We start from the raw sequence: 24,431 nt of genomic DNA on the forward strand, positions 1-24,431 counted from the left end.
CTCACGACCCGACGGTGGATTGCTGATCCGCCGGCGGCGTATACACCGCGTTGTCGAGCTGCAGCACCATGAACCCGTTGTCGGAACAGGCGACGTAGAGCTGATCACCACGCCACTCCGGCGGAGAGAAGCACCAGTCGGTCGACATATCACCGAACGCGATATCGCCTGCGCGGGAAGTCAATGCCTGCGCCGGATCGAACCGGCCCTCCGCCATCGCCCGCAGTGCGGCGGGCGCGCTCATGAACGGAACGCCGATGATCGAGATCAGCGCGTGCGGCGAGTTCCAGACCTCCAGATTGCGCCCGGTCCGCGCCGGCGGATTGAAGTAGGCGATCTCGCGGATGGCGTCCGGATCGCGCACGTCGAACACCCGGATCCCGGAGGAGATCCAGCCGCACGCCAGTGCCGTCGGATTGTCGGGGCGATCGGCCGCACAGTAGTGCGATTCGTAGGAGAACGCCGAACCACCCATCGACGACCCGACATTGGCGTCGATATTGTCCGGCAGATTGATCTCGAGTTTGATCTTCGCGGTGATCCGCGGGGCGCTGTCATCGGAGACATCGATGAGTTTCACACCGCCGGAACCACCTTCGTCGATGGTGAAGATGTGCGGCACGCCGTCGTAGGTGACCGGCACGCTGTGCTGGGTGGCCCAGCCGTCGGTCCAGAACGTCCGGCCCAGGTGCGGCACCTGCGGATTCGGGTCGCGCCGCTGCACCGCGCTCACGTCGAGCACGGTGAAACCGCCGAGCGCGGAGAGGTAGAGCCGGTTCCCGTCCGGGCTCACGCCGAGCCCGTGCGCCTCGATCCCGGTCAGCCCCTGCCAGACGACCCGCGGCTGCGCCGGATCGGTGAGGTCGACGGCACTGAGGAAGCCGGGCACCAGACCCGAAGCCCAGTACGTGCGGCCGTCGGGGGAGAAACCGCCCTCGTGGGTCGTGATCGGCAGCGGCATCAGCAGATTCGTCCCGGTGCCGGGGTTGAGCAGCCGCGGATGCGCGCAATCGGAGATGTCGTACACCGACAGGTACCCCGCGCCGAGTGCGGCCGGGACACCCGTTCCGACGAGCAGTTTGCGAGTGGTGTTGACCTTCAACGTCTCCCAGGTCCCCGCCAGCATCGCCGGCTCGACGAGTGTCGCCGTCAGCCGGGGGTTCGCGGGATCGGACAGGTCGAGTACCTGTACGCCCTGGCGCTCGCTGAGCATGTTGCCCGGAAAGAACGTGCCGACATACGCACAGTGCTCGAAACTCGTGGACGTGATGCCCGCACCGCGGCCCTGATAGTTGCCCACCATCGACACATTGCAGCGATAACCCTGGGTGCTGCGGCCACTGTCTCGGTCACCTGCGGGCACATCGCCCTGCATCCCGGTTTCCGGCAGCGACCCCGGTCCGCAGTCCGCCCGCGGCACGGCGGTCCGCCCGACATCGAGGAATTCCTGCACCGCACCGCTGAGCTCGGCGAACGGATCCGCCGCCGACCCGGCAGGTAGCCCGATGCCGACCAGTGCGGTAACGGCCACCAGCGCCGTGTACCGCAAGACCGACCTACCCGAACGTGCGCGCATCCGTTGCCTCCCGACCATGACGAACCCCCACTGACCCAGACAGCTGTCCGTTGCGTTGGATAGTAAATCGAGTGGTGTGTCCGCGCGGGTGGTTTCGCCGAACCGGCCGCTTGTCCGGCGGGTCGAATCCCCCACCCCGGTGACGGAACGCTGTACGGTTGCCTGAGTTACGGCAGGTGCAGCCGGCGGGACCGTCTCCGCGACCGGAAAGGACTCGGATTCCATGTCGAACGATGTCGCAGGCGGGTCCGACGGCGCGGATACGACCGGAAAGATGGTAGCGGGACGATCGCCGAGAATGCCCCCGCTGGACCGATTCGTCTTCAGCGCCACCGCGATCGGAGCGCTGGCCTTCGTCGCCTGGGGCGTCCTCGACGACGAGAGCCTCGCCTCGGCCGCCGGAACCGCGCAGAAGTGGGTCATCACCAATACCGGCTGGCTGTTCGTTCTGGTGGCGACGGCGTTCGTCGTCTACGTGATCTGGCTGGCGGTCAGCAGATACGGGCGGATCCCGCTCGGCGCCGACGACGAGAAGCCCGAATTCCGCACCGTCTCCTGGATCGCGATGATGTTCAGCGCGGGCATGGGCATCGGGCTGATGTTCTGGGGTGTCGCGGAACCGTTGTCGCACTACGTGAGTCCGCCGCCGCACACCGCCGAGCCCGGCACGCCTGCCTCCGCCGAGCTCGCGATGGCGACCACGCTGTTCCACTGGACCCTGCACCCGTGGGCGATCTACGCCGTCGCCGGTCTGGCCATCGCGTACGGCACCTTCCGGAAAGGCCGCTCGCAGTTGATCTCCGCGGTGTTCCAGCCGCTGCTGGGCCGCCACGCCGAGGGCATCGGCGGCCGCGCCATCGACATGATGGCGATCTTCGCGACGCTGTTCGGGTCGGCCGCCTCCCTCGGCCTCGGCGCGCTGCAGATCGGCGCAGGCATGGAGTTCAACGGCTGGATCGACGGCATCGGCAAAGTCGGCCTGGTGGCCATCATCTCGGGCCTGACGGTCGCCTTCGTGCTGTCGGCGGTGTCCGGGGTGGAACGCGGCATCCAGTGGTTGTCGAACATCAATATGGTGCTGGCACTGGCGATCGCGGCCTTCGTCTTCGTCGCCGGGCCGACCCTGTTCGTGCTCGATATGGTGCCGACCTCGATCGGCGACTATGTGGAGTTGCTGCCGACCATGGCCTCGCGCACCGGCGCGGGCGACGAGGGGATGCAGCAGTGGCTGTCGCAGTGGACGATCTTCTACTGGGCCTGGTGGATCTCGTGGACGCCGTTCGTCGGCATGTTCATCGCCCGGATCAGCCGTGGCCGCACCATCCGCCAGTTCGTCACCGGCGTGCTGCTGGTGCCCAGCGCGGTGAGCCTGGTGTGGTTCGCGGTCTTCGGCGGGGCAGGCATCGCCGAGCAGGCCGACGACGGCGCGCTCACCGAGGCCGACGGCTCGGTGGACTCGAACTTCGCCCTGTTCCACCTGCTCGACCAGTACCCGATCACCTCGGTCACCACGGTGGTGGTGATGATCCTGGTCGGCATCTTCTTCGTCTCCGGCGCCGACGCGGCCTCCATCGTGATGGCCACGCTGTCCGAACGCGGCACTATCGAACCGTCCCGGCTGATCGTCATCTTCTGGGGCGCGGCCACCGGCGCGGTCGCCGCGATCATGCTGGTGATCGCCGATTCCGACGATCTCGGTGGCGCGCTGACCGGCCTGCAGGCGCTGACGACGGTGGTTTCGCTGCCGTTCCTGGTGGTGATGGCGGCCATGTGCGTCGCGCTGTACAAGGATCTGCGGGAGGACCCGCTCATCCTGCGCGCCGACCGCGGCATCGAGCTCGTCGAGATCGCCGTCGACAAGGGCACAGAATTGCACGAAGGCGACTTCGCGCTGGTCACCGAGCCCACCGAGGACGAGGTCGAGGAACAGCCCGACCGCAGCTAGTCCGCGGTCTCGATCCGCTCCAGCACCGCCGAGAGCTCGGCGCAGGCCTGCCGCAGGCGCCCACGCAGGGCGTCGGCCGACTCGGCGATCGCGGCCTGGGCGCGCACGTAATCGGCTCGCCCGCCGGGTGTTTCGATGCGGACCGGCTCGTAGCCGAACTCGCGCAGATCGTAGGGGCTGGCCCGCATGTCGAGTTCGCGTGCGGTGCAGGCGAGCTCGAAGCAGTCGAGCAGCAGGTCCGAGGGGATCAGCGGCGCGAGCTTGAAGCCCCACTTGTAGAGATCCATGTTGGCGTGCAGGCACCCCGGCTGTTCCCGGAGGACCTGGTCGGCCCGGGTCAGTGGTTCGGCGTTGCGGCCGACGGCGTCGGGGGTGAAGAAGCGGAACGCGTCGAAGTGGGTGCAGCGCAACGACATCGACTCCACCACCGCGTCGGTGCCCGCGTGCCCGAGCCGCAGCGGCACCTGCTGATGGCGGACGTCGTCGGTGTGATAGACCATCGCCCATTCGTGGAGCCCGAAGCACGACAGCTGGGCCGGGCGCCCCGCGGTCGCGCCGAGCAGCCGGGCCACGAACTCGATGGTGTCGCGCCGCTTCACCAGATACGCCGGGTCGGCGGTGTACACCTCGTCCTCCACCCGGTGATAACCGCGCGCGCCCGCGTAGTCGCGCGCATCGCGCAGCCCGATGCCGAACCCGGGATGCCAGCGCCGCAGCTGCGACGGCTTGTTGCCGTAGTACGTGAACAGGAAGTCGATGACCGGGTGGGTGGTGCCCGCCGCGCGGCGTTCGAGGTAGGGCCCGACCAGCTGATCGAGCCGCTCCCGATGCGCATGCGCGCGCGCCTGCCACTCGACCGCGGGCAATACCCGCAGGTCAAGAGAGTGGTCCAGGTCGTCGTGCGCGCTCACCAGGCCATTCTCCCGCACCGGTCCGCGGAGACCGATTCGCCCCGAACCCCACGCCCGGGGCAGCGCCTCCAGTCGGTCCGTGGGCTCCGGAATTCGACTTCTGACACGCTTTCGACACGAGTTCAGCGCGAGGGGCTGCGGAGAAGGACGGACAACGACACGTCGACCCCGAGGTGATCGATACAGTCGCGGACTGGCTGAAGGTGCGCTGACGCGGCTGGCATGATCGCGGTGTGGACCTACGATTCGGTATTCAGTTGGCGCCGACGGCGACCGAGCTGCCGCAGCTACGCGCGATGGCCAAGACGGCGGACCGGGAAGGCCTGGATCTGCTCGGCATCCAGGATCATCCGTACTCGGGCGGGCTGGCCGATACGTTCGCGGTGATCGCCACGGTGCTGGCGGAAACCGAACGGCTGCGGGTGTTTCCGGATGTGGCCAGCCTGCCGTTGCGCGGGCCCGCGATGCTCGGGAAGCAGGCCGCGACCTTGGATCTGCTCAGCGGCGGGCGATTCGAACTCGCTGTGGGAGCGGGCGCGTTCTGGCCGGCGATCGGCGCCATGGGCGGCCCGGTGCGATCGAATCCCGAAGCGCTGCAAGCGCTCGAGGAAGCTACCGAGATCATCCGCGCCATGTGGCATCCGGGGACGAAGGCGAAAGTCGAAGGCACGCACTACGCCGTGCAGGGCGTGCAGTCCGGACCCGCGCCCGTGCATCCCGTCGGGATCTGGTTCGGCAGTGTCGGCCCGAAGGCCAACGCCCTCACCGGACGGATCGCGGACGGCTGGGCCGCGCCTATCCCGCACTACCTGCCGTACGAGAAATGGCAGGCGGCACAGGACATCATCTCCGCCGCCGCGGGCGACGCGGGACGCAACCCGGCCGACATCACCCGGATGGCACAACTCGTCGGAACGATCACCGACACTCCGGGGCCTGTCACCTTGCGCGGCGAGGAACCGATTCGCACCGACGCCGCGGGCTGGGCGCGCATTCTGGTCGATCTCGCCACGGAAACCGGCTTCGACACCTTCGTGTACTGGCCGGAATCCGCCGACGATATCCAGCTTCGCCGCTGGATCGGTGACGTCGTTCCGGCCACCCGAGCCTTGTGCGCCTGACCGGCGTCCACTCTGCGCGCTATTCCGCACAGCTCAGGCCGGAGGTAGATTCAATGGGCGGCGGAGGCCGATTTTTTTGCTTGTGTGGCCGTGGCCGCTACGGCGCGAACAGCCGTTGCGAGAGGCACCGGGAGAGCATTCCGTGTGTCCATGACATCACGTCCATAATCTTGCGAGGTGTAATTGACGATGACACCGGATGAACTCATGGAAGAGGCCTGCAGGCTGGCAATAGAGTCGGTCGACAACGATTGGGGCGGCCCGTTCGGCGCCGTCATCGCGAAGGACGGAGTAATCGTTGCGCGCGGGCAGAATCGAGTGCTACTCACCGGCGACGCCACCGCGCACGCCGAAATCGAAGCCATCCGCAAGGCGACCCAGGTAGTCAATAGCGAAGCCCCGAGCATTGCCAAAGAACACCAGAACGAGTCGACGCTCGAATTGGTCCCGCGGCCTGCGGGATCCGCGGACAAGCTCCCGGAACGCGCGAAAATGCTGATGGGGTTGGAGATCTTCATCAGCGGCGCTCCCTGTCCCATGTGCATGAGCGCCATCTATTGGGCGCGTCTCGACGCCGTGCATTTCGCGAGCGATCTCGCGGATACCAGCGAAATCGGCTTCGACGACGCGTTTCAATACGAGGACTTTACGAGGCCGCTGCCCGAGCGGCGGGTGAAAATCGAACAGTTCCGCAGGGATCTGGGCGCCGAAGCGTACAAGACCTGGGCCGAAAAACCCGATAAGCACCCGTACTGACATGTCGGCCGCGAAAGCTGGATCGCCGAGGCAGGCCCCGGCGACGGTGGTCATCACGCAACAGCTTCTCCCCGGCCGCGAGGCGGAGTTTCGGCGGTGGCAGACGGCGGTGAACGATGCCGCGGCGGAATTCCCCGGGTTTCTCGGCGCCGACGTCACACCACCGGGTGACGCTCAGTCCGAGTGGTCGGTCGTGTACCGGTTCGATGACATCGTCAATCTGAAGCGCTGGCTCGGCAGCGCTACGCGGGCCGAGCTCCTCGCGAGCGGAACCGAGTTCTTCGAGCGGCCGTCGACGCAGCATGTGCTGGTCGACGAGCCGGACGAAGCGGGAGTGACCGTCGTCGTGTCGCATCCGGTGGCGGCCGACCGGGAAACGGAATTCATCGCCTGGCAGGACCGCATGACCGAGGTCGAACGGACATTTCGGGGCTTTCGCGGATCTGAGCTGCACCGGCCGATTCCCGGTGTCCAGAACGAGTGGACGATCGTCTATTCCTTCGCGTCGGCCGAGCATCTCAACCGGTGGCTCGAATCGCCCCAGCGCAAGGCGCTGCTCGCGGAAGCTCCGGACTTCAGGGACTTCGAGGTGCACCGCATCGCCAACCCCTACGGGTCGTGGTTTCCGCCGAGCAAGGCCGGCGAGGAGGGCGGTCCCGCGTCATGGAAGACGGCACTGTCGGTCCTGGTGGGGCTGTATCCGACGGTGGTGATCCTCACCCTGGTCATCACCGAGATCTGGCCGGGCGGGCAGCTGTGGATCAGCTTGCTGATCGGGAACATCCTGTCGGTCAGCCTGCTGACCTGGGTGGTGATGCCGGTGGTCACCCGCGCGCTGGGATTCTGGCTGCAGCCGGGCCGCGATCCCCGCACGGACGTGCTGGGACTCGCCTGTTCGGTGGGTTTCCTGACGCTCGCCGCCGTCTTCTTCTACCTGGTGACGCGGGTGTTCTGGACGCTTCCGTGAGGCAGACGCTCGACTCCGTCAGTCGCGGTCAGGGCGTATCCAGCACACTGGCCGGAACCCCGTAGGGCAGAAAACGCACCCGGCGGCGATCGTCGGTGTTGTCGCGATGCGCGCGCAAGGCCTCGAGCTCGTTCGGAAAGACCTGGTCGACCCTGGCCTGGCCGATGTCGTCGATGGTGTAGATCGCCCACACCCCGCTGCCGGTCTCGCCGGCGGTCTCCCGCTCGGGTTCCGGTGGACGGTGCGGTTGGACGAACTGACCGAGCAGCGATGTCAGCGAACCGACGCCGCCCTGATCAACACGATCGAGGTATCCGCCGGCTTTTCCGAGGAGGTCGCGGAGCTCGGTTCCTGCCTCACGTAGTGCGCGTTCGAAATCTTCCGGATCGATGCCGAAGGGCCCGTTGGTTGCCATCGCATGTGCTCCTGGGGACGAAGTGGGCGCTACGTCCTCAGTGTCCTCGCGAAACGACTACTCCGCCACGACGCACCCGCCCGCCACCGGGGACCGTGCCGGAGCGGGGCGTGGGTCACGCCGATCGGGCGACGAAAACCCGTTCCAGCAGCGCGTACAGGCAGTCCCGGTCTTGGTCGCTGAGCCTGCTCAGGCCCTCTTGGGTGGCGCGCATTTTCGCCCGGATCGCGTCGGTGACACGCTCGCCCTCGGGTGTGATGACGAGATGGGTGACGCGCCGGTCGGAGGGGCTCGCTTCGCGGCGCACGAGGCCGCGCTTCTCCAGCCGGTTGATGATCCCGGTGATATTGGAGGCGTCGCAGGACAAGATCTTTGCCAGGGCGCGCATCGCGACGGGCCCGCGGCGCAGCACCGTCAGCGTCTTGCCCTGGCTCGCTGTGAGGTTCTCGCTCGCCGCCGCCGCGGTGAAGTCCCCGTAGTAGACGCCGAGGGACACCGAGAGCAGCTCCATGAGCTGGGTCGTGTCGACGCGGGGAGCTGCTGTCATGAGACAAGCTTATCCGCAGAAACTTGACCATCTCAAATAGTTACCTCTACGGTGTCGCTATTGCTTGAAGTTCTCAACCATCGACATTGTCAAGTGACTATGAGGAGCACCCCGTGATCGTCACCGCGTCCGACGCCGCCCGTACGGCCGAGGTTCTGGCCCGGCCCGTCACCTTGAACGGCCTGACCGTCCCGAACCGCATCGTGATGGCGCCGATGACGCGCATGTTCTCCCCGGGCGGCGTGCCCGGTGACGACGTGCGGTCGTACTACGCCCGCCGCGCCGCCGCCGGCGTGGGCCTGATCGTCACCGAGGGGACCTACGTCGGCCACGATTCGGCCGGGCAGAGCGATCGGGTGCCGCGGTTCCACGGCGAAGAGCAGTTGGCGGGTTGGGCGAAGGTCGCCGCTGACGTGCACGCGGCGGGCGGCACGATCGTGCCGCAGCTGTGGCACATCGGCATGGTCCGCAACCAGGGCGAGCAGCCCTATCCCGACGCCCCGGCCGTCGGCCCCTCCGGGATCGGCGCCGACGGCACCGAGGGAGCGGGCAAGACGATGACCCAGGGTGACCTCGACGATGTCATCGGCGCCTTCGCCGAGGCCGCCGCGGCCGCCGAGCGCATCGGCTTCGACGGCGTCGAACTGCACGGTGCCCACGGCTACCTCCTAGACCAGTTCCTGTGGGCACAGACGAACCGCCGTGACGACGGCTACGGCGGCGACCCGGTGGCCCGCACGAGGTTCTCGGCCGAGATCGTGGCCGCGGTCCGCGCGGTCGTCTCGCCCGATTTCCCGGTGATCTTCCGCTACTCGCAGTGGAAGCAGCAGGACTACCGCGCCCGCCTGGCCGAGACCCCGCAGGAGCTCGAGGCGATCCTGGCCCCGCTCGCCGCGGCCGGTGTCGACGCCTTCCACGCCTCCACCCGCCGTTACTGGCTGCCGGAGTTCGACGATTCGGACCTGAACCTGGCGGGCTGGACCAAGAAGCTCACCGGCAGGCCGACCATCACCGTCGGTTCGGTCGGCCTCGACGGTGACTTCCTGCGCGCGTTCACCGGCGAGGGCGCCGAACTCAGCAGCCTCGACAACCTCCTCGATCGCCTCGAGCGCGACGAATTCGATCTGGTCGCCGTCGGCCGCGCCCTGCTCCAGGATCCGGAGTGGGCGTCGAAGGTCCTGGCGGGCCGGATCGACGAGCTGAAGCCCTACGACGCGGCGGCCTTGAAGACGCTCAGCTGACCGAGTCCGGACGGGTCATTCCGCGAAGGGATTCTGTCCGGCGGTGCACGTGGTGTCGGGCTCGGGGATCCGCAGGTCGATGAGGTAGCGCTCCCGGAGCGTGGCGGCGCACGCGCGGATCAGCTCGTGACCGTAGCCGTCGGTGACCACCACCAGTCGCGCCGTGCCCATGGCCTGCGCCGCGCGGCGGGCGGAGGTCACCGGCGTCGCCAGGTCGAAGCGGTTGTTGCCTGGTGTCGATCGGTGGGATGGCTAGGTTGCTCCAGAATTCGCTCCGGGCCGCCGAACTCGGGAAGCAGCGGACGGGGGGCGCTTCGCCCGACTCCACGCTGGTCGAAGGTGATCACGTCGAATCGTCGACTCAGCTCGCCGGCGAACAGTTCGCCGTCCGCGGCCCAGTCGATTCCGGAACCACCCGGTCCACCCGCTGCGGTGAGCAAGGTTCCGATCCGGCGTGCCGGGTCTGCTGCCTGTTGGCGGACGATCGCGAGCTCGATGGTCGGTCCGTCCGGTCGGGCGTAGTCCAGTGGCACAGGCGCGCCGGCGCATTCGTATCGCCGCAGGTTTCCTCGGCACACGGTGTCCAGGAGAGCCGGGGCGTGGGCGCGGCATCGGCGGCCAGTTCCGCGACGCTGTGGCTCGCGCCGGTCTGGTCGATCCCCGTGCAGCCGCCGGCGACGAGAAACACTGCGGCGAGTGCACCGCAGACGATCGATGTCGGAGTTGGCATGCGAACAATGGTCATGCCGGGCGTGCAGGGTGTCGTCCCCCCATTCGGGGGACCGGAACCCTGAGATCGCGTGGCCGCGCAGTGGCATAGGACACATCATTGCGCAGTCACAAGAGAGCGGGCACCGGCGTCTTGTGTGCGTTGAACACCCACCCAGCAGGGAGAGCGAGACATGAACGCACACAAGAAGGTTGCACTGGTCACCGGCGCGAACAAGGGAATCGGCCGTGCGGCCGCCGAACAACTCGCAGCTCTGGGCATGACGGTGCTACTCGGCGTTCGAGACCCGCGGCGCGGCGAGCAGACTGCCGAGGAGTTGCGCGCGGTGGGTGGCGATGCGCACGCGCTGACACTGGATGTCACAGACCCGGCCACCGCTGCGGAGTCGGCCGAGCAGATCGACGAGCGTTTCGGCAGGCTCGACATCCTGATCAACAACGCGGGCATCACCGGCTCGGGCCAGGTCTCGCCCGACCAGGCCCACGACCAGATCCCCAGCACCGTCGAAGTGGACATGGTCAGAACGGTGTTCGAGACCAACGTCTTCGGCGTGATCGCGGTGACCAATGCGATGCTGCCGCTGCTGCGTCGCGCCTCGGCGCCGCGCATCGTCAATGTCAGCTCGCACGCCGCCTCGATGACCCTCCTCAGCGATCCGGACGGTCCCTTCGCGGGGTTGCTGCCGTCGGCGGCGTACACGCCGGCCAAGAGCGCCCTCAACGCCCTGACCGTGCAGTACGCCAACGAGCTCCGCAAGGACGGCATCCTCGTCAACGCCGTCGCGCCCGGGTACGTCGACACCGACAGCAACAACCACACCGGATTCCTGACCCCCGCGCAGGGCGCCGCGGTGCTCGTCCGGATGGCCACGATCGCCGATGACGGGCCGACCGGCGGATTCTTCGGTGAAGACGGTCCGCTGCCCTGGTAGTGACGGCGGCCGCGCTCGACGAACGCAACTGCCCTGGGATCGATCGATCCCAGGGCAGGTCGGGTGGCAACCCGGAGCTGGACAGCGCTCAGTGACGCCCGCAGCCGGGCTCGCGCTACGGCGGGGTCACCACGACCTCGCCATCATCCGGCTCGTCGACCTCTGGGCGTGGTGGTCCGGTGGCCGCGTCGATCTGCTCGCCGATATAGCGGATGACCACCGCGATCATCGCGACGACCGGCACCGCGAGGAACGCACCGGTGATGCCGTAGAGCGAGCCGCCCGCGGTGACGGCGAGCAGCACGATGACGGCGTGGAGTTCCATGCTGCGGCTCTGCAGGACCGGTTGCAGCACATTGCCTTCCAGCTGCTGCACCGCGATGACGACACCGAGCACGATCAGCGCGGTGGTGAACCCGTTGCCGACCAGCGCGACGAGTACGGCGAGGGCGCCGGCGACGAACGCTCCGACCATCGGGATGAATCCGCCGATGAAGGTGATCACCGTCAGCACCAGTGCCAGCGGAACATCGAGGATGAACAGCGCCGCGCCGATGCAGACGGCGTCGACCAGGCTGACGATCGCCTGCGTACGGATGAATCCGCCCAGGGTCGCCCAGACCCGTTCCAGGACGGCTTCGACGTGGCGGCCGCTGCGGCTGCCGAACACCCCGTGCATCCAGGGCAGCAGACGGGTGCCGTCCTTGAGGAAGAAGAACACCAGCACCACCACCAAGAACACGGCGATCAGGGCCGATGTCGCGGTACTCACGCCGGTGAACACCCCGCTGGCGATCTGCGCGCCGCTGGACTGTAGTCGCCCCACGATGGCTTCGACCGCGGAATCGAGTTGCTCGTCGCGGATGCGCAGCGGCGGGCCCTGGATCCAGTCGCGTACCTGGTTGACCCCGGCGGTGGCCTTGTCGGCCAGTTCGGGTGCTTGATCGGCCACCGAGGGCACGATCAGCGCGATGACCCCGGACAGCAGCGCGAGGAATCCCACCAGGGTGATCGAAGCGGCCAGCGCGGGCGGCAGCCTGTGCTGGGTCAGCCAGCGGGTCGGCGGCCACAGGATCGTGGTCACCACGGCCGCCAGCGCGACGGGCAGGAGCACCACCCACAGCCGGGCGGTGACCGTACCGAGTACCCACGCTCCCGCCGCGATCGCGACGATGCACAGTGACCATTTGGCGACCCACAGGATCCCGCCGCCGATCACGTCCCCGCGTTCACGCCACGACTTTCCGTTCGGTTCCGCCCCGCTGGGTTCTTGCACCTGCCCATTCACGCCGCCAGTCTGGCACGCCTACCGGGGGTCCGCAGTGCCGTTCCGGCACCACCGAGGACCCCGGGCCGCGTCAGGCGGATCTGTTCACCACCGCGAGGGCGAGTTCGGTGCAGAGCGTGGCGACTTCGGCGCTCGACCGACGGGGGTCGCGCAGCCAGGTATCGACGAGCTGGTTGACCCCGCCGACGACGAAAAGCGCTTCCTGGCGCCGGATCTCCGGGTTCGCGGGGGCGTCGAGGAACTCCGCGCTGTACTGCACCACGAGATCGGTGACGATGCCGACGGCGCGGGCGCGCAGTTCCTCGAGTCCGGCGACGCTGTGCGCGTCGCTGGTGAGGATGCGGTGGACGCTCGGGTCGTCGGCGATCGTGTCGAGGTAGGTCGTCAGTGCCCGCAGCAGCTTGCGTTTCAGCCCGCCCGGCTCGGCCTGGCTGGCCTCGACCATGGCAGTGAACAGCTCCTCGTGCACCTGCTCGGCGACGGCGAGGATCAGCGCGTCCCTGGTGGCGAAATGCTCGTAGAAGTAGCGCGGCGTCAACCCGGATGCGGCGCACACGCGGCGCACGGTGACCTCGGTCAGTCCCGCCTCGCCCCAGCTCTGCCGACCCGCGGCGAGGAGCTTGTCGCGGCGTTCGTCGCGTCGATTCGCCGCGCTGATTCCCCGGTAGGACCGGACCACTTCTGCACGCGCCATTGACAGGACTTTAGCAGCCGACCTACTTTGGATATCATTCGTTATCCAGTTTGCGTCGCTCAACGAGGAGTGCCGATGGCCACCGTTCCCACCCGTCATCCCGATCGTCCCCACCGCACCCCGGCGATCGTCGGCGGCTTCGCGGCGATGCTGGGGGTCGGCAGCCCCGACCCGGTGCAATGGCAGCGCCTCGGCGAGGGCTTGCTCGTCGGCGACGAGGCGATGGATCGGCTGGTCGACTGGATGGTCACCGCAGGCACGAAGCAGATGCGCCCGCTGTTCGATCGAGCGCTCACCCACGGCATCGCCGAGGTCCCGGAGGCGCCCGAACCGCTGCGCGAGTTCTTCGCCGCGGTCGAGACCGTTCCGGCCTGGCTCGATCACGACAAACTCGTGCGCGGGGCCAAGGTCATGCTCACCAGCGGATCCGACGGCATGTACATCGCGCGCGACGTCGCCATGCTGGGCGGCTACCAATTCTCCGGCTTCAACAAGACGCTGTTGCGCACGGGAGCGCTGGAAAAGGGCTCCAATCAGCGCTGGGCCGAGACGATGCAGTGGGCGATGGACGTCCTGTCCGAGGACGGATTGTCCCCGCTGGGTCTGGGATACCAGTCCACGATCAGGGTGCGGCTCATCCACGCGTTCGTCCGCAGGCACGTGGCCGCCATGCCGGATTGGCAGGCCGAGGACTGGGGTCTGCCCATCAATCAGACCGACATGGCGGCCACGCTGGTCGGCGCCTTCATCGCACCGGCGATCGGGGGGATGGGGCTGGGTCTGCTGCTCACTCCCGCCGAAACCGACGCTGTCGCCCACCTGGTCCGCTATGTCGGCTGGCTGCTCGGCGTCGAGGAACAGTGGCTGCCGCACTCCTTCCGCGACGGCGTGCGCGTCCTGGTGCACACGCTGTCGGCTTTGGCTGACCCCGACGAGTCGACCCGCTTGCTCGCGGTGCCGATGTCACGAGACCCGCTGTCGTGGAATTACGACCGGCTGCCCACGGTCCGCCGCGGGCTCGCCTACGCCCAGCATCTGTCGGTGACGGGGACGTTCCTCGGCCGCCATACGATGCGCGCGCTCGGGCTGCCGACGGTGATCGTGCCGTGGTACCCGGCGCTGCGCATCCCCGTCAACGTACTGCGCTCGGCCACCCGCCTGCTTCCCGGCGGGCTCGACCGCGCGGCGACTCGCGGTGCGCGGGAACAGGATCGGTTCATGCGCACGCTGGTCAGCGCCGAACCGACCGTCGGCGCGGCCGCCGCGCGACTCACTCACGCGGCGTAGGTCGCTGGCGGGACTCGGCCCGGCGCGATTCCCGCTGGTCGGTCAGCGGGTGATGACCGGTACCAGGTAGGCGCGGGCGAACGCGTCCAGTTCTTCGTCGGTGTGGAGCGGGAGCAGGCCGGACGGCGCCAGGATCACCGAATGCACGATGCGGCACAGGACTTCGGCGCGGGCCAGCAGGTCCGGTGGCTCGGCCAGCATCCCGGCGGTGATCGCTTCCCGGAGCATGGACTCGGTGGTCAGGATCGACATCGCGACGGTCGGCGCACTGTCCGTGGTCAGGTGCGGCATCACGCGGTCGGGTTCGAGTGTCAGCAGGCGCTGGACGAGCGGGTGCGCACGCCAGCGGCCGACGACGGTCACGAGGATGTCCGCGACGAGGTCGTCCAGGTTGTCGTGCTTGCTCGGCAGGCTCTGCAGGTCGGCCAGCACGCGGGCGACCTCCCGGGCGAACACGGCGGTGACGACGTCGTCGCGGGACCCGACCCGGCGATACACGGTGGCCCGGTCGATGCCCGCCTGGCGGGCGATGTCTTCGATCGTCGTCTTCTTGACGCCGACCTGCTCGAACTGGATCAGTGCCGCATCGAGGATGCGCGCCGCCGCGGAATCGTCGGTTTCTGGTGTGTTCGTCGAGGTGACAGGTGCCGCGGTCATGCTGACCACGGTATCAACCACAGGGCTGATGCAACAGATCCACACTATTTGTCGCTGCAACATTGCAATCCTTTGTGTTGCATCGTACGGTTGAGGCATGGCTCACTCCGCTGACGCAACGAGGCGTCATCACCGCGAGGAAGCGCACGCGATCAACGCGCGGGACGTGCACTTCGACTTCGGTGATGTGCCGATGCACTACATCCCGGGCGAGGTCTTCGCGACCCACGTCATCAATGTCATGCACCTGGTGCTGCCGGAAGGCGAGCGGGCGATGGCCCAAGCGCTCGCCGAGGCGCTGCCCTATATCGACGACCGGCGGTTGCGCGAGGAGGTGCAGGGTTTCGTCGGTCAGGAGACGATGCACGCCAGCAGTCACGCCGGCGCGCGTGATCATCTGCAGTCCATCGGCCTCGACGTCGATTCGATGGTCAAGACCTTCGCCTGGTTCGTCGATCGCATCCTCGGTGACCACGGCCTGACCGGTCGGGCCAGGGAGGAATGGCTCAAGGAACGCCTGGCGCTGTTCGCCGGGATGGAGCACTACACCGCGGTCATCGGCGAATGGTTGCTGGAGAACGACAAGTTCGAGGACCTCGGCATGGATCCGACCATGCTCGATCTGATCCGCTGGCACGGCGCCGAGGAAGTCGAGCACCGCAGCGTGGTCTACGACGCCTACATGTATGTCGACGGCAGCTACGCGCGCAAGGCGCGCACGGCGGTGGCCGCCAGCGCGACGCTGCTGGCTACCTTCCTGGTGTCGTCGGCCTACCTGTACGCCAAAGACCCCGCCCCGCGGAAGGGCCCGTTCTGGCCGGTCCAGCTGGTCCGGGCGACCGCCCGTGGCATCGTGCCGAACTTCGGCCTGTTCCTCAGCGAGATCCCGCGGTACCTCCGGCCGGGTTTCCACCCGTCGCAGCTGGGGCCGATGGATCGCGCGCTGCGCTACCTCGCGCATTCGCCCGCGGCACGCGCGGCCGAGCAGTGACGGCGGCGGTGACCACGATGGCGGAGCAGTACACGCCACCGGCCGCCCTGCGTGCGCTCGGCGCCGTGGCCGACGGCTACCGCCACCTGTTCGTGGAGGGTCGCGCCGCGACCTTGATCTCGCGGCCGAACCCGGTGCGGCACAGCGGCTTCGAGATTCCCCTGACGATCACCCGGATCGACCCGATCGCGGTGGATGTCGTTTCTCTGACGCTGACCTCGCCGACCCGCTCACTCCTGCCGCCGTGGCGGCCCGGCTCGCACCTCGACATCGTCCTGCCCTCCGGCACACAGCGGCAGTACTCGCTGTGCGGTGACCCCGAGGATCGCCACCGCTACCGGATCGCGGTGCGCCGCATCGCCGACGGCGAGGGCGGATCGATCGAAGTGCACGACCAGCTGGCGGTGGGCGACACGATGCGCATTCGTGGCCCGCGCAACGCGTTCGACTTCATCGCCGCACCGTCGTATCTGTTCGTGGCGGCCGGAATCGGGATCACGCCGATTCTGCCCATGGTCCGGGCGGCAGCCCGGGCGCGGGCGCGGTGGCAGTTGATCTACCTGGGCCGCTCGCGGGAGACCATGCCGTTCCTCGACGAACTGGCCGCCATCGGCCATGGCCGGGTCGACCTTCGCCCCGACGACGAGTTCGGTACCCCCGATGTGGGTGAACTGATCGCCCGCGCCGAACCGGGTGCGGCGATCTATGTCTGCGGTCCGCCGCCCGTGCTCGACGCCGCGCAACGCCATGCCTTCGCCGTCAATCCGACGGGTTCGCTGCACACCGAGCGCTTCTCCGCGCTGCCGGTGGTCGACGGCAGGGAATTCGATGTGACGCTGGCCCGTTCGGGGACCACCGTCCGCGTCGGCGCGGACGAAACCGCGCTGGCCGCCATCACCCGGGTGAAACCGGACGTCGTGTACTCGTGCAGGCAGGGCTTCTGCGGTACCTGCAAGGTCGGGGTCCTGTCCGGTGCGGTGGATCACCGCGACCGCAAGCTCATCGATGCCGAGCGTGGCAGCCACATGCTGACCTGCGTTTCCCGCGCGGCCGGCGAGTCCCTTGTGCTCGATCTCTGAGTAGGGCACGAACGAGAAAGGTCGTCCATGGGACGAACAACACTTCCTTCGCCAGCACCCGTGACCACGCAGGCCGAGTCGACGTTCGACGTCCGCTCGCCGGCGACCGGCGCCGTGGTCGGTAGCTATCCGGTTTTCGCTGCGGCCGAGGTCGAGGCAGCCGTCGCCGACGCGCGCCGGGCGGCGGACTGGTGGGCGGGGCTGGGATTCACCGAGCGGGCCCGGCGGCTGGATGCCTGGCGGGGCGAAATCACCCGTGGGCGAGCCGAACTCGCCCGGATCATGCATCAGGAAATGGGCAAGCCGCTCTCGGACGCACGGCTCGAAATCGCCATGGCGCTCGAACATCTGGCCTGGGCGGCAAGCAATGCGCGGCAGGTACTCGGCCCGCGCTCGGTCCGGCCCGGCCTGCTCGCCCTGAACCAGGAATGCACGCTGGAATACCGCCCGTTCGGGGTGGTCGGCGTGATCGGACCGTGGAACTACCCGGTGTTCACGCCGCTGGGTTCGGTGTCGTTCGCCCTCGCCGCGGGCAACGCGGTGGTGTTCAAACCGAGCGAGTACACGCCGGGCGTCGGACTGTGGCTGGCGCAGCGGTTCGCCGATGTCGTTCCGGAACAGCCGGTGTTCCAGGTGATCACGGGCCTGGGGGAGACCGGTGCGGCCCTGTGCCGGGCCGGGGTCGGCAAGATCGGGTTCACCGGCTCCACCGCCACCGGCAAGCGGGTCATGGCCGCGTGCGCGGAGACCTTGACGCCGGTACTGATGGAACTCGGCGGCAAGGACGCGCTGATCGTCGATGCCGACGCGGACCTGGACGCGGCCGCCGACGCCGCGGTGTGGGGCGGGATGTCGAACGCGGGCCAGACCTGCCTCGGCGTGGAACGGGTGTACGTGCACACCGACGTCTACGACGAGTTCCTGACGAAACTCGTTGCCTGCGCCGAGAATCTGCGCGCGGGTAGCGGTGCGGCGAAGATCGGGCCGATCACCATGCCCAAGCAGATCGCGATCATCCGCCACCACATCGAGGACGCGCTGTCGCGCGGCGCGCGGGCACTGCTGGGGGGTGCCGGCGCGATCGACGGACAGTTCGTGCAGCCCACCATTCTGGTCGATGTCCCCGAGGACGCCGCTGCCGTCACCGACGAGACCTTCGGGCCGACCCTCACCGTCGCGCGGGTACGGGACATGGACGAGGCGATCGAGCGAGTGAACGCCGGGCCCTACGGCCTGGGCAGCACCGTCTTCTCGCGCCGCAACGGCAGGCAGATCGCCGACCGGATCCGCGCGGGCGGCACATCCATCAATGCCTATGTCGCCCATGCCACCATCGCGCGGCTGCCGCTGGGCGGTGTCGGTGACTCCGGCTTCGGCCGCGTGCACGGGCCGGACGGCCTCAAGGAATTCACCTACGCCAAGTCGACCACGCGCCAGCGCTTCGCGCTGCCGTTGGCGCTGACCACGTTCACTCGCAGCACGACCACCGATGCCGTCGTGGATCGGCTGGTCACCCAGCTGCACGGAAGGAACCGGTAACAATGGCAGCAACCGAACACCGTCACATCGTCGTGATCGGTGCCGGATTCGGCGGCATCGGACTCGCGATCAAAGTGCGTGAGGCCGGATTCGACGATCTCGTCATCCTCGAACGTGCCGCGGATCTGGGCGGTACCTGGCAGGCCAACACCTACCCGGGGTGCGCGTGCGATGTGCCGTCGCAGCTCTACAGCTACTCGTTCGCGCCCAATCCCGAGTGGTCGCGGACGTACGGCAAGCAGTCGGAGATCTTGGCTTACATCCGTTCCGTGGCAACGAAATTCGATGTCACCAGGCACATCCGGCTGAACACCGAACTGCTCGCGGCCCGCTGGGACGAGGCTCGCTCGCTGTGGCGCATCGAAACCTCGCAGGGCGCACTCACCGCGGACTACCTGATCTCGGCCGCCGGAGTCTTCGCCGAGGCGAAGTACCCGACGCTGCCCGGCCTGGACACCTTCGCGGGCAAGACATTCCACTCCCTGCACTGGGACCACGAGCACGAGCTCACCGGAGAACGGGTCGCGGTGATCGGTACCGGTGCCTCGGCGGTGCAGTTCGTGCCGGAGATCCAGCCGAAGGTGGCCGCGCTCACCGTCTTCCAGCGTTCGGCGCCGTGGATCATCCCGCGGATGGATCGGCCGACACTGGGTGCGGAGCGCTTCGTGTTGCGCAAGCTTCCCTTGGCGGGCAAGGCCGTTCGCGGCGCGTGGTATGCGGCGATCGAAGGTTTCGGGCTGGTCGGGTTCGTCGACAACCGCTTCCGGCACCCCTACGAGCTGCTGGGTCGCTGGCAGCTGCGCCGCCAGGTACGCGATCCGCAGCTGCGCAAGACGCTGACGCCGGACTACATGATCGGCTGCAAGCGAGCGATCTTCTCCGATGCCTACCTGCCCGCCCTCGACCAGGACAATGTCGAGGTGGTGACCGACGGGATCGCCGAGGTACGCCCGCATTCCGTCGTCACCCGCGCCGGAGTCGAGATTCCGGTCGACACGATCATCTACGGCACCGGGTTCGACACCGCGCCGTCGGTCTACGACCGCATCGTCGGCAGCGACGAGGGGTCGATCGGTGACGTCATGCGCCGGCACCGCCGCACCTACCTGGGCACCGCGGTGGCCGGGTTCCCCAACTTCTTCCTCACCCTGGGGCCGTTCGGCGCGGCGGGCAACCAGTCGGCGGTCTTCATGATCGAATCCCAGGTCGCCTACATCGTCGACGCGCTGAAGACCCTGCGCGACAAGGGTGCTCACCGGGTGGAAGTCCGGCAGCAGACCCAGGACGAGTTCATCGAGGAGATGCATCGGCGCAGCGCGTCGACGGTGTGGCTCACCGGTGGTTGCGACAGCTACTACACGACACCGGACGGGCAGAACGCCGGCCTCTATCCGAACTGGAGTTTCGAGTACCGGAAACGCACCAGTGCTTTCGACGCCGAGTCCTACGAGGTGAGTGTCTGATGGACCTCACCGCGTTCAATCCTGTCGGCCTGTTCGCTCGGCGGTCCTACGACGTGCGCGACAAGACGGTACTGATCACCGGCGCGGGTCAGGGGATCGGCCGCGAGCTGGCCGAGATCCTCTGTTCCCGTGGCGCTTTCGTGGTCGTCGTCGACGTCGACGCGATGGCCGCGGAGGCTGCCGCCGCGGGTCTCGGGTCACGTGCGCTGGCGATCGAGGCCGACGTGCGGGACCGCGCGGCGATGGTGGCCGCAACCCAGCGCGCGGTGGACACCTTCGGTCACCTCGACGTCGTGGTGGCCAATGCGGGGGTCACACCGAAGCCCGCGACGGTGCGCACGATGGACCCGCGCGATTTCGACCGGGTGATGGCGATCAACCTCGACGGTTGTTTCAACACAGTGCATCCGGCCCTGGATCACATCGTCGCGGCGCGTGGCCACGTGGTGGTCGTGTCGTCGTGCGCGTCGTTCGCGCCGGGTATGGCCGGGTCGCCGTACATGATGAGCAAGGCTGCCGTCGAGCAGTTCGGGCGCGCGCTGCGCGTGGAACTCGCCGCGGCGGGGGCGAGCGCGGGGGTGGCCTACTTCGGCGTCGTCGAGACCGAGATGACGCACGCCATGCTCGACCAGGATGATCTCGGCCGGGAACTGGACCAGATGCTGCCCTGGCCGCTGAATGTCCGGATCAGTGCCGCGCACGCCGCGACCGTGATCGCCGACGGCATCGGGCGGCGCGCGGCCCGGACCATCGCACCCAGCGGGTGGGAGCCGTACGCGCTGCTGCGCGGCGCGGTCAATGTGGTCCTGGACGCGCAGCTCGCCGGCAGCGGCAAGGTCAAGGACCTGCTCGAGCGGGTCGAGCAACGGACCATCGGGTGACGCCGAGCGGGCGAGGTTCGTTGCGGACCAGGGCCGCTCGGCTGGTGGCGGAGCGGACGGTGCGGCCCTTGGCGGCCGCGATCCCGGTCAACGCCGTGACGCTGCCGATGGCTCGCCTTGCCATCGATGCCGCGATGTGGGTCGTCGGGCCGAGTCTGGCCGGGACCGTGGTGGATCGGGTCGACGACGGCGCGGTCCACGGTGAGTTCGTCGTCGGCCCGAAGGCCACTCGCGCCGACGCGGTGATCCTGTATGTGCACGGCGGCGGGTTCGTCGCCGGGTCGGTCGCGGCGTATCGCGGTGTGGCGTCCCGGCTTTCGACGGCGACCCGCACCCGGGTCTTCGTCGTCGACTATCGCCTGGCGCCGGAATATCCCAGCCCGTGCGCCCAGCTGGACGTGGCGCGCGCGTATCGGTGGCTGCTCCGGCGCGGATACGCGCCGGACCGGATCATGATCGCCGGAGACTCGGCCGGAGGCTTCCTGGCGGCCGACCTCGTTTTCGCCAATGCTCGCTTGCGGGTTCCGGCTGCGGGCGGGCTGGTGCTGTTCTCGCCGATGGCCGACCTCGGGCTGCGGATCGCGCACACCGGGAACCGAAACCGCGACGGGGTGATCTCCTACGCGTTGTCGGCCAAGGCGGTCGCCCACTTCACGAGCGAACACCTCGAACTCCGGCCGGAGCGCGGCTTGGAATTACCGCCCACGCTGATCCAGACCGGTAGCGCGGAGTATTTCGCCGCCGACGCGGTCGAACTGACCGATCGCCTGCGCCAGGCCGGCGCGCAATGCGAACTGCAGGTGTGGCCGGACCAGATGCACGTATTCCAGGTGATGCCCGCCCTCGCGCCCGAGGCCAGGTTCGCCTTCGGCGCCGCAGGCCGATTCATCACTTCTCTCCTCGATACCGAAGCCGCCTCCGCGGTCTGAAACACGGAAGACACCACACTATGTCGACACCACGCTTCGAAACCCTCTGTGCCGCTTTCCAGCACAACGCCGCCATCGATCCCGAGGCCGTAGCGCTGCGCACTCCGGGTGACGCGCGAACCCTGACCTGGCGCGAATACGCGGCCGGCGTGCGAGACGCCGCGGCCGGTCTGGCGGCGCTCGGGGTGCGGCGCGGCGACACCGTCGCGTTGATGATGGGCAACCGCGTCGAGTTCTACCCCCTCGAAGTGGGTGCCCAGCATGTCGGCGCCACGTCGTTCTCCGTCTACAACACCCTCTCCGCCGAGCAGCTCGCGCACGTGCTCGGCAATGCGGGTGCGCGGGTGGTGATCTGCGAGCCGCAGTACGTGCAGCGGTTGCGCGACAGCGGAGTCCCGCTGGATCACATCGTCTGCATCGACGACGCCGTCGAGGGGACGGTGCCGGTGGCCGAGATGATCGCCGGTGGCGCATCCGATTTCGACTTCGACGCCTCCTGGCGTGCGGTCGAGGCAGGCGATGTGGCGACCTTGATCTACACCTCGGGCACCACCGGAAACCCCAAGGGCGTCGAGACGACGCACGCGAACCTGATGTTCCAGGCCTACGGCCTCGGTGATGTGCTGGGCTTCGAGTTCGGTGATTCGATCACCTCGTTCATGCCGAGCGCCCACATCGCCGACCGGCTCACCGCGCTCTACCTCCAGGAAGTGTTCGGCACCCAGGTCACCGCGGTGCCGGACCCGAAGCTGATCGCCGCCGCGCTGGCGGATCTGCGGCCGACCATCTGGGGTGCGGTGCCACGGGTGTGGGAGAAGCTGAAGGCGGCCATCGAATTCGTCGTCGCGAACGAACCCGACGAGACGCGCAGGCAGGGCATGCAGTGGGCGCTGTCGGTGGGCGCCAAGCGCAGCGAATACCAGCTGGCCGGGCAGCCGATCCCCGACGAGGTGGCCGCCGAATGGGCCGAGGCCGACGAACTGGTGCTGTCGAAGCTGCGGGCAAAGCTCGGTTTCGACCGCTTGCGCTTCGCCCTGTCCGGCGCCGCACCGATCCCGCCACAGACGCTCGGCTTCTTCGCCGGGCTCGGCGTGCCGATCTCCGAGATCTGGGGCATGTCGGAGCTGTCGTGCATCTGCAGTGTCAGCCACCCGCGCGACACCCGGCTGGGCACGGTCGGGCGGCTGCTGGCCGGTATGGAGTCGCTGATCGCCGAGGACGGTGAACTGCTCGTCAAGGGCCCGCTGGTGATGAAGGGCTACCGCGGTGAGCCGGCGAAGACCGCCGAAGCCGTCGACGCCGACGGCTGGTTGAGCACCGGCGACGTGGTGACCGTCGACGACGACGGCTACCTGCGGGTGGTCGACCGCAAGAAAGAACTCATCATCAACGCCGCGGGCAAGAACATGTCGCCGACGACGATCGAACACGCCATCAAGGCGGCGACCCCGCTGATCGGCGCCATGGCCACGATCGGCGACGCCCTGCCCTACAACACCGCCTTGATCGTGCTCGACGCCGAGAGCGCCGAACCGTATGCGGCCCAGCACAATCTGCCCGATGCCTCGGCCGCGGCGCTGGCCGTGAACCCCGAGGTGCTCGAGCAGATCGCCGCGGGCGTGGCCGCAGGCAACGCGAAACTCTCGCGGGTCGAACAGGTCAAGCGATTCCGGATTCTCCCGGTGTTCTGGGAAGCCGGTGGTGACGAGGTGACGCTGACCATGAAGCTCAAGCGGAAGGTGATCGCCGAGAAGTACGCGGCCGAGATCGCCGAGCTGTATGCCGAGAACCCGGCCGACCACGTCCTGGAACCGGCCTGATCGACGCAGTTCCCGCCTCGATGGCGGCCACGATCAGTGGTCCGCTATCGCATCATCCGGCTTCAGGGCCACTCGAGCCGCGCACGCCGGCACCGAGGCGGCGACCGGGAAAGTCCCGGTCGCCGCCGTCAGCGTGTCGAGGTCGATCTACGGTTTCAGAGCCCGGCATCGGGGCGCGGGATGTCGCCGCGCCAGGCACCGGTTTCGCGTCCCTCGCCCTCGATGAAGTGCTTGAAGCGGTTCATGTCACCGTTCACGCGGTGCTTCAGCACGCCGAGCTTGTCGGCGGCGGTTTCGATGAACCCCTCCGGGTCGACCTCCATCTGCGCGGTGATCCGGGTGTGGGTGTCGTCGAGGCGGTGAAAGGTGATGACCCCGGCGTGCTCGGGTCCACTGTCGGATCTCCACGCGACGCGCTCGTCCGGGTGCTGCTCGGTGATGGTGGCGTCGAACTCCCGCGTCGACGGGCCGACGTGGATGCGCCAGTGGGTGTGCCGGTCGTCGAGTTGGCGAACCTGCTCGACTCCCTCCATGAACTGCGGAAATGTCTCGAACTGGGTCCACTGGTTGTAGGCCGTACGGACCGGGACATCCACATCGACAGTTGCGGCTACCGTGCTCACTGGTACTCCTTCCCCAGCCCGACTGCGTCACCGCCACGGG

At 68.1% G+C, this 24,431-nt stretch carries 23 protein-coding genes; 14 read left to right on the plus strand and 9 right to left on the minus strand.

The window, feature by feature from the left end:
• Window position 1: 1 nt before the first annotated feature.
• Entirely contained in the window at window positions 2–1,576 is a 1,575-nt protein-coding gene (locus ACFVAV_RS09940) for an LVIVD repeat-containing protein (protein ID WP_379032794.1), read from the minus strand.
• 298 nt (window positions 1,577–1,874) lie between these two features.
• Between ACFVAV_RS09940 and ACFVAV_RS09945 the strand changes: the two genes are divergently transcribed.
• Window positions 1,875–3,521: a BCCT family transporter gene (locus ACFVAV_RS09945; protein WP_379032797.1), complete on the plus strand. Its 1,647-nt coding sequence runs from the start codon at window positions 1,875–1,877 to the stop codon at window positions 3,519–3,521.
• Here the strand turns inward: ACFVAV_RS09945 and ACFVAV_RS09950 are convergent.
• On the minus strand, window positions 3,518–4,396 hold the full coding sequence (locus tag ACFVAV_RS09950) for a 3-methyladenine DNA glycosylase (RefSeq protein WP_379033590.1): 879 nt from the start codon (window positions 4,394–4,396) through the stop codon (window positions 3,518–3,520). The two genes, ACFVAV_RS09945 and ACFVAV_RS09950, sit on opposite strands and share 4 nt — an antisense overlap.
• Before the next feature lie 269 nt (window positions 4,397–4,665).
• On the opposite strand from ACFVAV_RS09950, the gene ACFVAV_RS09955 reads away from it, so the two are divergent.
• From ACFVAV_RS09955 to ACFVAV_RS09965, 3 genes are all read left to right on the plus strand, one after another.
• Window positions 4,666–5,553, plus strand: coding sequence for an LLM class flavin-dependent oxidoreductase (locus tag ACFVAV_RS09955; RefSeq protein ID WP_379032800.1), 888 nt, complete (start codon window positions 4,666–4,668; stop codon window positions 5,551–5,553).
• Between the two features lie 189 nt (window positions 5,554–5,742).
• Window positions 5,743–6,309, plus strand: coding sequence for a nucleoside deaminase (locus ACFVAV_RS09960; RefSeq protein WP_379032803.1), 567 nt, complete (start codon window positions 5,743–5,745; stop codon window positions 6,307–6,309).
• A 1-nt stretch (window position 6,310) separates the two neighbouring features.
• Window positions 6,311–7,276 (plus strand): antibiotic biosynthesis monooxygenase, encoded by a 966-nt coding sequence (locus tag ACFVAV_RS09965; RefSeq protein WP_379032806.1) that lies wholly within the window; start codon window positions 6,311–6,313, stop codon window positions 7,274–7,276.
• 28 nt (window positions 7,277–7,304) lie between these two features.
• Here the strand turns inward: ACFVAV_RS09965 and ACFVAV_RS09970 are convergent, their stop codons facing one another.
• Together ACFVAV_RS09970 and ACFVAV_RS09975 are read right to left on the minus strand one after the other, a co-directional pair.
• Window positions 7,305–7,691 carry a hypothetical protein gene (locus ACFVAV_RS09970; protein WP_379032809.1) on the minus strand — a complete coding sequence of 129 codons (387 nt, stop codon included), beginning with the start codon at window positions 7,689–7,691 and terminating at the stop codon, window positions 7,305–7,307.
• Between the two features lie 115 nt (window positions 7,692–7,806).
• A complete protein-coding gene (locus ACFVAV_RS09975) occupies window positions 7,807–8,238 on the minus strand; it encodes a MarR family winged helix-turn-helix transcriptional regulator (RefSeq protein ID WP_379032812.1) in 432 nt (143 codons plus the stop codon).
• Window positions 8,239–8,351: 113 nt separating this feature from the next.
• Between ACFVAV_RS09975 and ACFVAV_RS09980 the strand changes: the two genes are divergently transcribed.
• Window positions 8,352–9,479 (plus strand): NADH:flavin oxidoreductase, encoded by a 1,128-nt coding sequence (locus ACFVAV_RS09980; protein WP_379032815.1) that lies wholly within the window; start codon window positions 8,352–8,354, stop codon window positions 9,477–9,479.
• A gap of 15 nt (window positions 9,480–9,494) precedes the next feature.
• Here ACFVAV_RS09980 and ACFVAV_RS09985 read toward each other — a convergent pair whose 3' ends face one another.
• Entirely contained in the window at window positions 9,495–9,680 is a 186-nt protein-coding gene (locus tag ACFVAV_RS09985) for an alpha/beta hydrolase (protein WP_379032818.1), read from the minus strand.
• Window positions 9,681–10,381: 701 nt separating this feature from the next.
• Here ACFVAV_RS09985 and ACFVAV_RS09990 point away from each other — a divergent pair.
• Complete coding sequence (locus ACFVAV_RS09990) at window positions 10,382–11,140, plus strand: SDR family oxidoreductase (RefSeq protein WP_379032821.1); 759 nt, start codon at window positions 10,382–10,384, stop codon at window positions 11,138–11,140.
• Between the two features lie 115 nt (window positions 11,141–11,255).
• Here the strand turns inward: ACFVAV_RS09990 and ACFVAV_RS09995 are convergent, their stop codons facing one another.
• Both ACFVAV_RS09995 and ACFVAV_RS10000 read right to left on the minus strand, forming a co-directional pair.
• Complete coding sequence (locus ACFVAV_RS09995) at window positions 11,256–12,428, minus strand: AI-2E family transporter (RefSeq protein WP_379032824.1); 1,173 nt, start codon at window positions 12,426–12,428, stop codon at window positions 11,256–11,258.
• A gap of 70 nt (window positions 12,429–12,498) precedes the next feature.
• Window positions 12,499–13,122 carry a TetR/AcrR family transcriptional regulator gene (locus ACFVAV_RS10000; protein ID WP_379032826.1) on the minus strand — a complete coding sequence of 208 codons (624 nt, stop codon included), beginning with the start codon at window positions 13,120–13,122 and terminating at the stop codon, window positions 12,499–12,501.
• Between the two features lie 75 nt (window positions 13,123–13,197).
• On the opposite strand from ACFVAV_RS10000, the gene ACFVAV_RS10005 reads away from it, so the two are divergent.
• Window positions 13,198–14,409: an oxygenase MpaB family protein gene (locus ACFVAV_RS10005; protein ID WP_379032828.1), complete on the plus strand. Its 1,212-nt coding sequence runs from the start codon at window positions 13,198–13,200 to the stop codon at window positions 14,407–14,409.
• Window positions 14,410–14,451: 42 nt separating this feature from the next.
• On the opposite strand, the gene ACFVAV_RS10010 is transcribed toward ACFVAV_RS10005, so the two are convergent.
• Complete coding sequence (locus tag ACFVAV_RS10010) at window positions 14,452–15,066, minus strand: TetR/AcrR family transcriptional regulator (RefSeq protein ID WP_379032830.1); 615 nt, start codon at window positions 15,064–15,066, stop codon at window positions 14,452–14,454.
• 97 nt (window positions 15,067–15,163) lie between these two features.
• On the opposite strand from ACFVAV_RS10010, the gene ACFVAV_RS10015 reads away from it, so the two are divergent.
• From ACFVAV_RS10015 to fadD11, 7 genes are read left to right on the plus strand one after another with little or no spacing between them, the layout of a single operon-like run.
• Window positions 15,164–16,057 carry a metal-dependent hydrolase gene (locus ACFVAV_RS10015; RefSeq protein ID WP_379032832.1) on the plus strand — a complete coding sequence of 298 codons (894 nt, stop codon included), beginning with the start codon at window positions 15,164–15,166 and terminating at the stop codon, window positions 16,055–16,057.
• Window positions 16,058–16,074: 17 nt separating this feature from the next.
• Window positions 16,075–17,136 carry a PDR/VanB family oxidoreductase gene (locus tag ACFVAV_RS10020; RefSeq protein ID WP_379032834.1) on the plus strand — a complete coding sequence of 354 codons (1,062 nt, stop codon included), beginning with the start codon at window positions 16,075–16,077 and terminating at the stop codon, window positions 17,134–17,136.
• Between the two features lie 27 nt (window positions 17,137–17,163).
• Window positions 17,164–18,675, plus strand: coding sequence for an aldehyde dehydrogenase family protein (locus tag ACFVAV_RS10025; RefSeq protein WP_379032836.1), 1,512 nt, complete (start codon window positions 17,164–17,166; stop codon window positions 18,673–18,675).
• 2 nt (window positions 18,676–18,677) lie between these two features.
• A complete protein-coding gene (locus ACFVAV_RS10030) occupies window positions 18,678–20,138 on the plus strand; it encodes a flavin-containing monooxygenase (RefSeq protein WP_379032838.1) in 1,461 nt (486 codons plus the stop codon).
• Entirely contained in the window at window positions 20,138–21,019 is an 882-nt protein-coding gene (locus ACFVAV_RS10035) for a short-chain dehydrogenase/reductase (RefSeq protein ID WP_379032840.1), read from the plus strand. The genes ACFVAV_RS10030 and ACFVAV_RS10035 overlap by 1 nt, the downstream gene beginning before the upstream one ends.
• Window positions 21,020–21,078: 59 nt before the next feature.
• Window positions 21,079–21,948: an alpha/beta hydrolase gene (locus ACFVAV_RS10040; RefSeq protein ID WP_379032843.1), complete on the plus strand. Its 870-nt coding sequence runs from the start codon at window positions 21,079–21,081 to the stop codon at window positions 21,946–21,948.
• A gap of 20 nt (window positions 21,949–21,968) precedes the next feature.
• Window positions 21,969–23,768 carry a fatty acid--CoA ligase FadD11 gene (fadD11, locus tag ACFVAV_RS10045; protein WP_379032845.1) on the plus strand — a complete coding sequence of 600 codons (1,800 nt, stop codon included), beginning with the start codon at window positions 21,969–21,971 and terminating at the stop codon, window positions 23,766–23,768.
• Window positions 23,769–23,923: 155 nt separating this feature from the next.
• Here the strand turns inward: fadD11 and ACFVAV_RS10050 are convergent, their stop codons facing one another.
• On the minus strand, window positions 23,924–24,391 hold the full coding sequence (locus tag ACFVAV_RS10050; RefSeq protein ID WP_379032847.1) for an SRPBCC family protein: 468 nt from the start codon (window positions 24,389–24,391) through the stop codon (window positions 23,924–23,926).
• Between the last annotated feature and the right edge of the window lie 40 nt (window positions 24,392–24,431).

This window comes from Nocardia sp. NPDC057663 (assembly GCF_042799895.1).
In the GTDB taxonomy this organism is placed as follows: Bacteria; Actinomycetota; Actinomycetes; order Mycobacteriales; family Mycobacteriaceae; genus Nocardia.

Bases quoted from the DNA above. Each gene is read 5' to 3' on its own strand.
- ACFVAV_RS09940 (WP_379032794.1), bottom strand. From the start codon at position 1,576: ATGCGCGCACGTTCGGGTAGGTCGGTCTTGCGGTACACGGCGCTGGTG.
- ACFVAV_RS09945 (WP_379032797.1), top strand. From the start codon at position 1,875: ATGCCCCCGCTGGACCGATTCGTCTTCAGCGCCACCGCGATCGGAGCG.
- ACFVAV_RS09960 (WP_379032803.1), top strand. From the start codon at position 5,743: ATGACACCGGATGAACTCATGGAAGAGGCCTGCAGGCTGGCAATAGAG.
- ACFVAV_RS09965 (WP_379032806.1), top strand. From the start codon at position 6,311: ATGTCGGCCGCGAAAGCTGGATCGCCGAGGCAGGCCCCGGCGACGGTG.
- ACFVAV_RS09970 (WP_379032809.1), bottom strand. From the start codon at position 7,691: ATGGCAACCAACGGGCCCTTCGGCATCGATCCGGAAGATTTCGAACGC.
- ACFVAV_RS09975 (WP_379032812.1), bottom strand. From the start codon at position 8,238: ATGACAGCAGCTCCCCGCGTCGACACGACCCAGCTCATGGAGCTGCTC.
- ACFVAV_RS09990 (WP_379032821.1), top strand. From the start codon at position 10,382: ATGAACGCACACAAGAAGGTTGCACTGGTCACCGGCGCGAACAAGGGA.
- ACFVAV_RS10000 (WP_379032826.1), bottom strand. From the start codon at position 13,122: ATGGCGCGTGCAGAAGTGGTCCGGTCCTACCGGGGAATCAGCGCGGCG.
- ACFVAV_RS10005 (WP_379032828.1), top strand. From the start codon at position 13,198: ATGGCCACCGTTCCCACCCGTCATCCCGATCGTCCCCACCGCACCCCG.
- ACFVAV_RS10010 (WP_379032830.1), bottom strand. From the start codon at position 15,066: ATGACCGCGGCACCTGTCACCTCGACGAACACACCAGAAACCGACGAT.
- ACFVAV_RS10015 (WP_379032832.1), top strand. From the start codon at position 15,164: ATGGCTCACTCCGCTGACGCAACGAGGCGTCATCACCGCGAGGAAGCG.
- ACFVAV_RS10020 (WP_379032834.1), top strand. From the start codon at position 16,075: ATGGCGGAGCAGTACACGCCACCGGCCGCCCTGCGTGCGCTCGGCGCC.
- ACFVAV_RS10025 (WP_379032836.1), top strand. From the start codon at position 17,164: ATGGGACGAACAACACTTCCTTCGCCAGCACCCGTGACCACGCAGGCC.
- ACFVAV_RS10030 (WP_379032838.1), top strand. From the start codon at position 18,678: ATGGCAGCAACCGAACACCGTCACATCGTCGTGATCGGTGCCGGATTC.
- ACFVAV_RS10035 (WP_379032840.1), top strand. From the start codon at position 20,138: ATGGACCTCACCGCGTTCAATCCTGTCGGCCTGTTCGCTCGGCGGTCC.
- fadD11 (WP_379032845.1), top strand. From the start codon at position 21,969: ATGTCGACACCACGCTTCGAAACCCTCTGTGCCGCTTTCCAGCACAAC.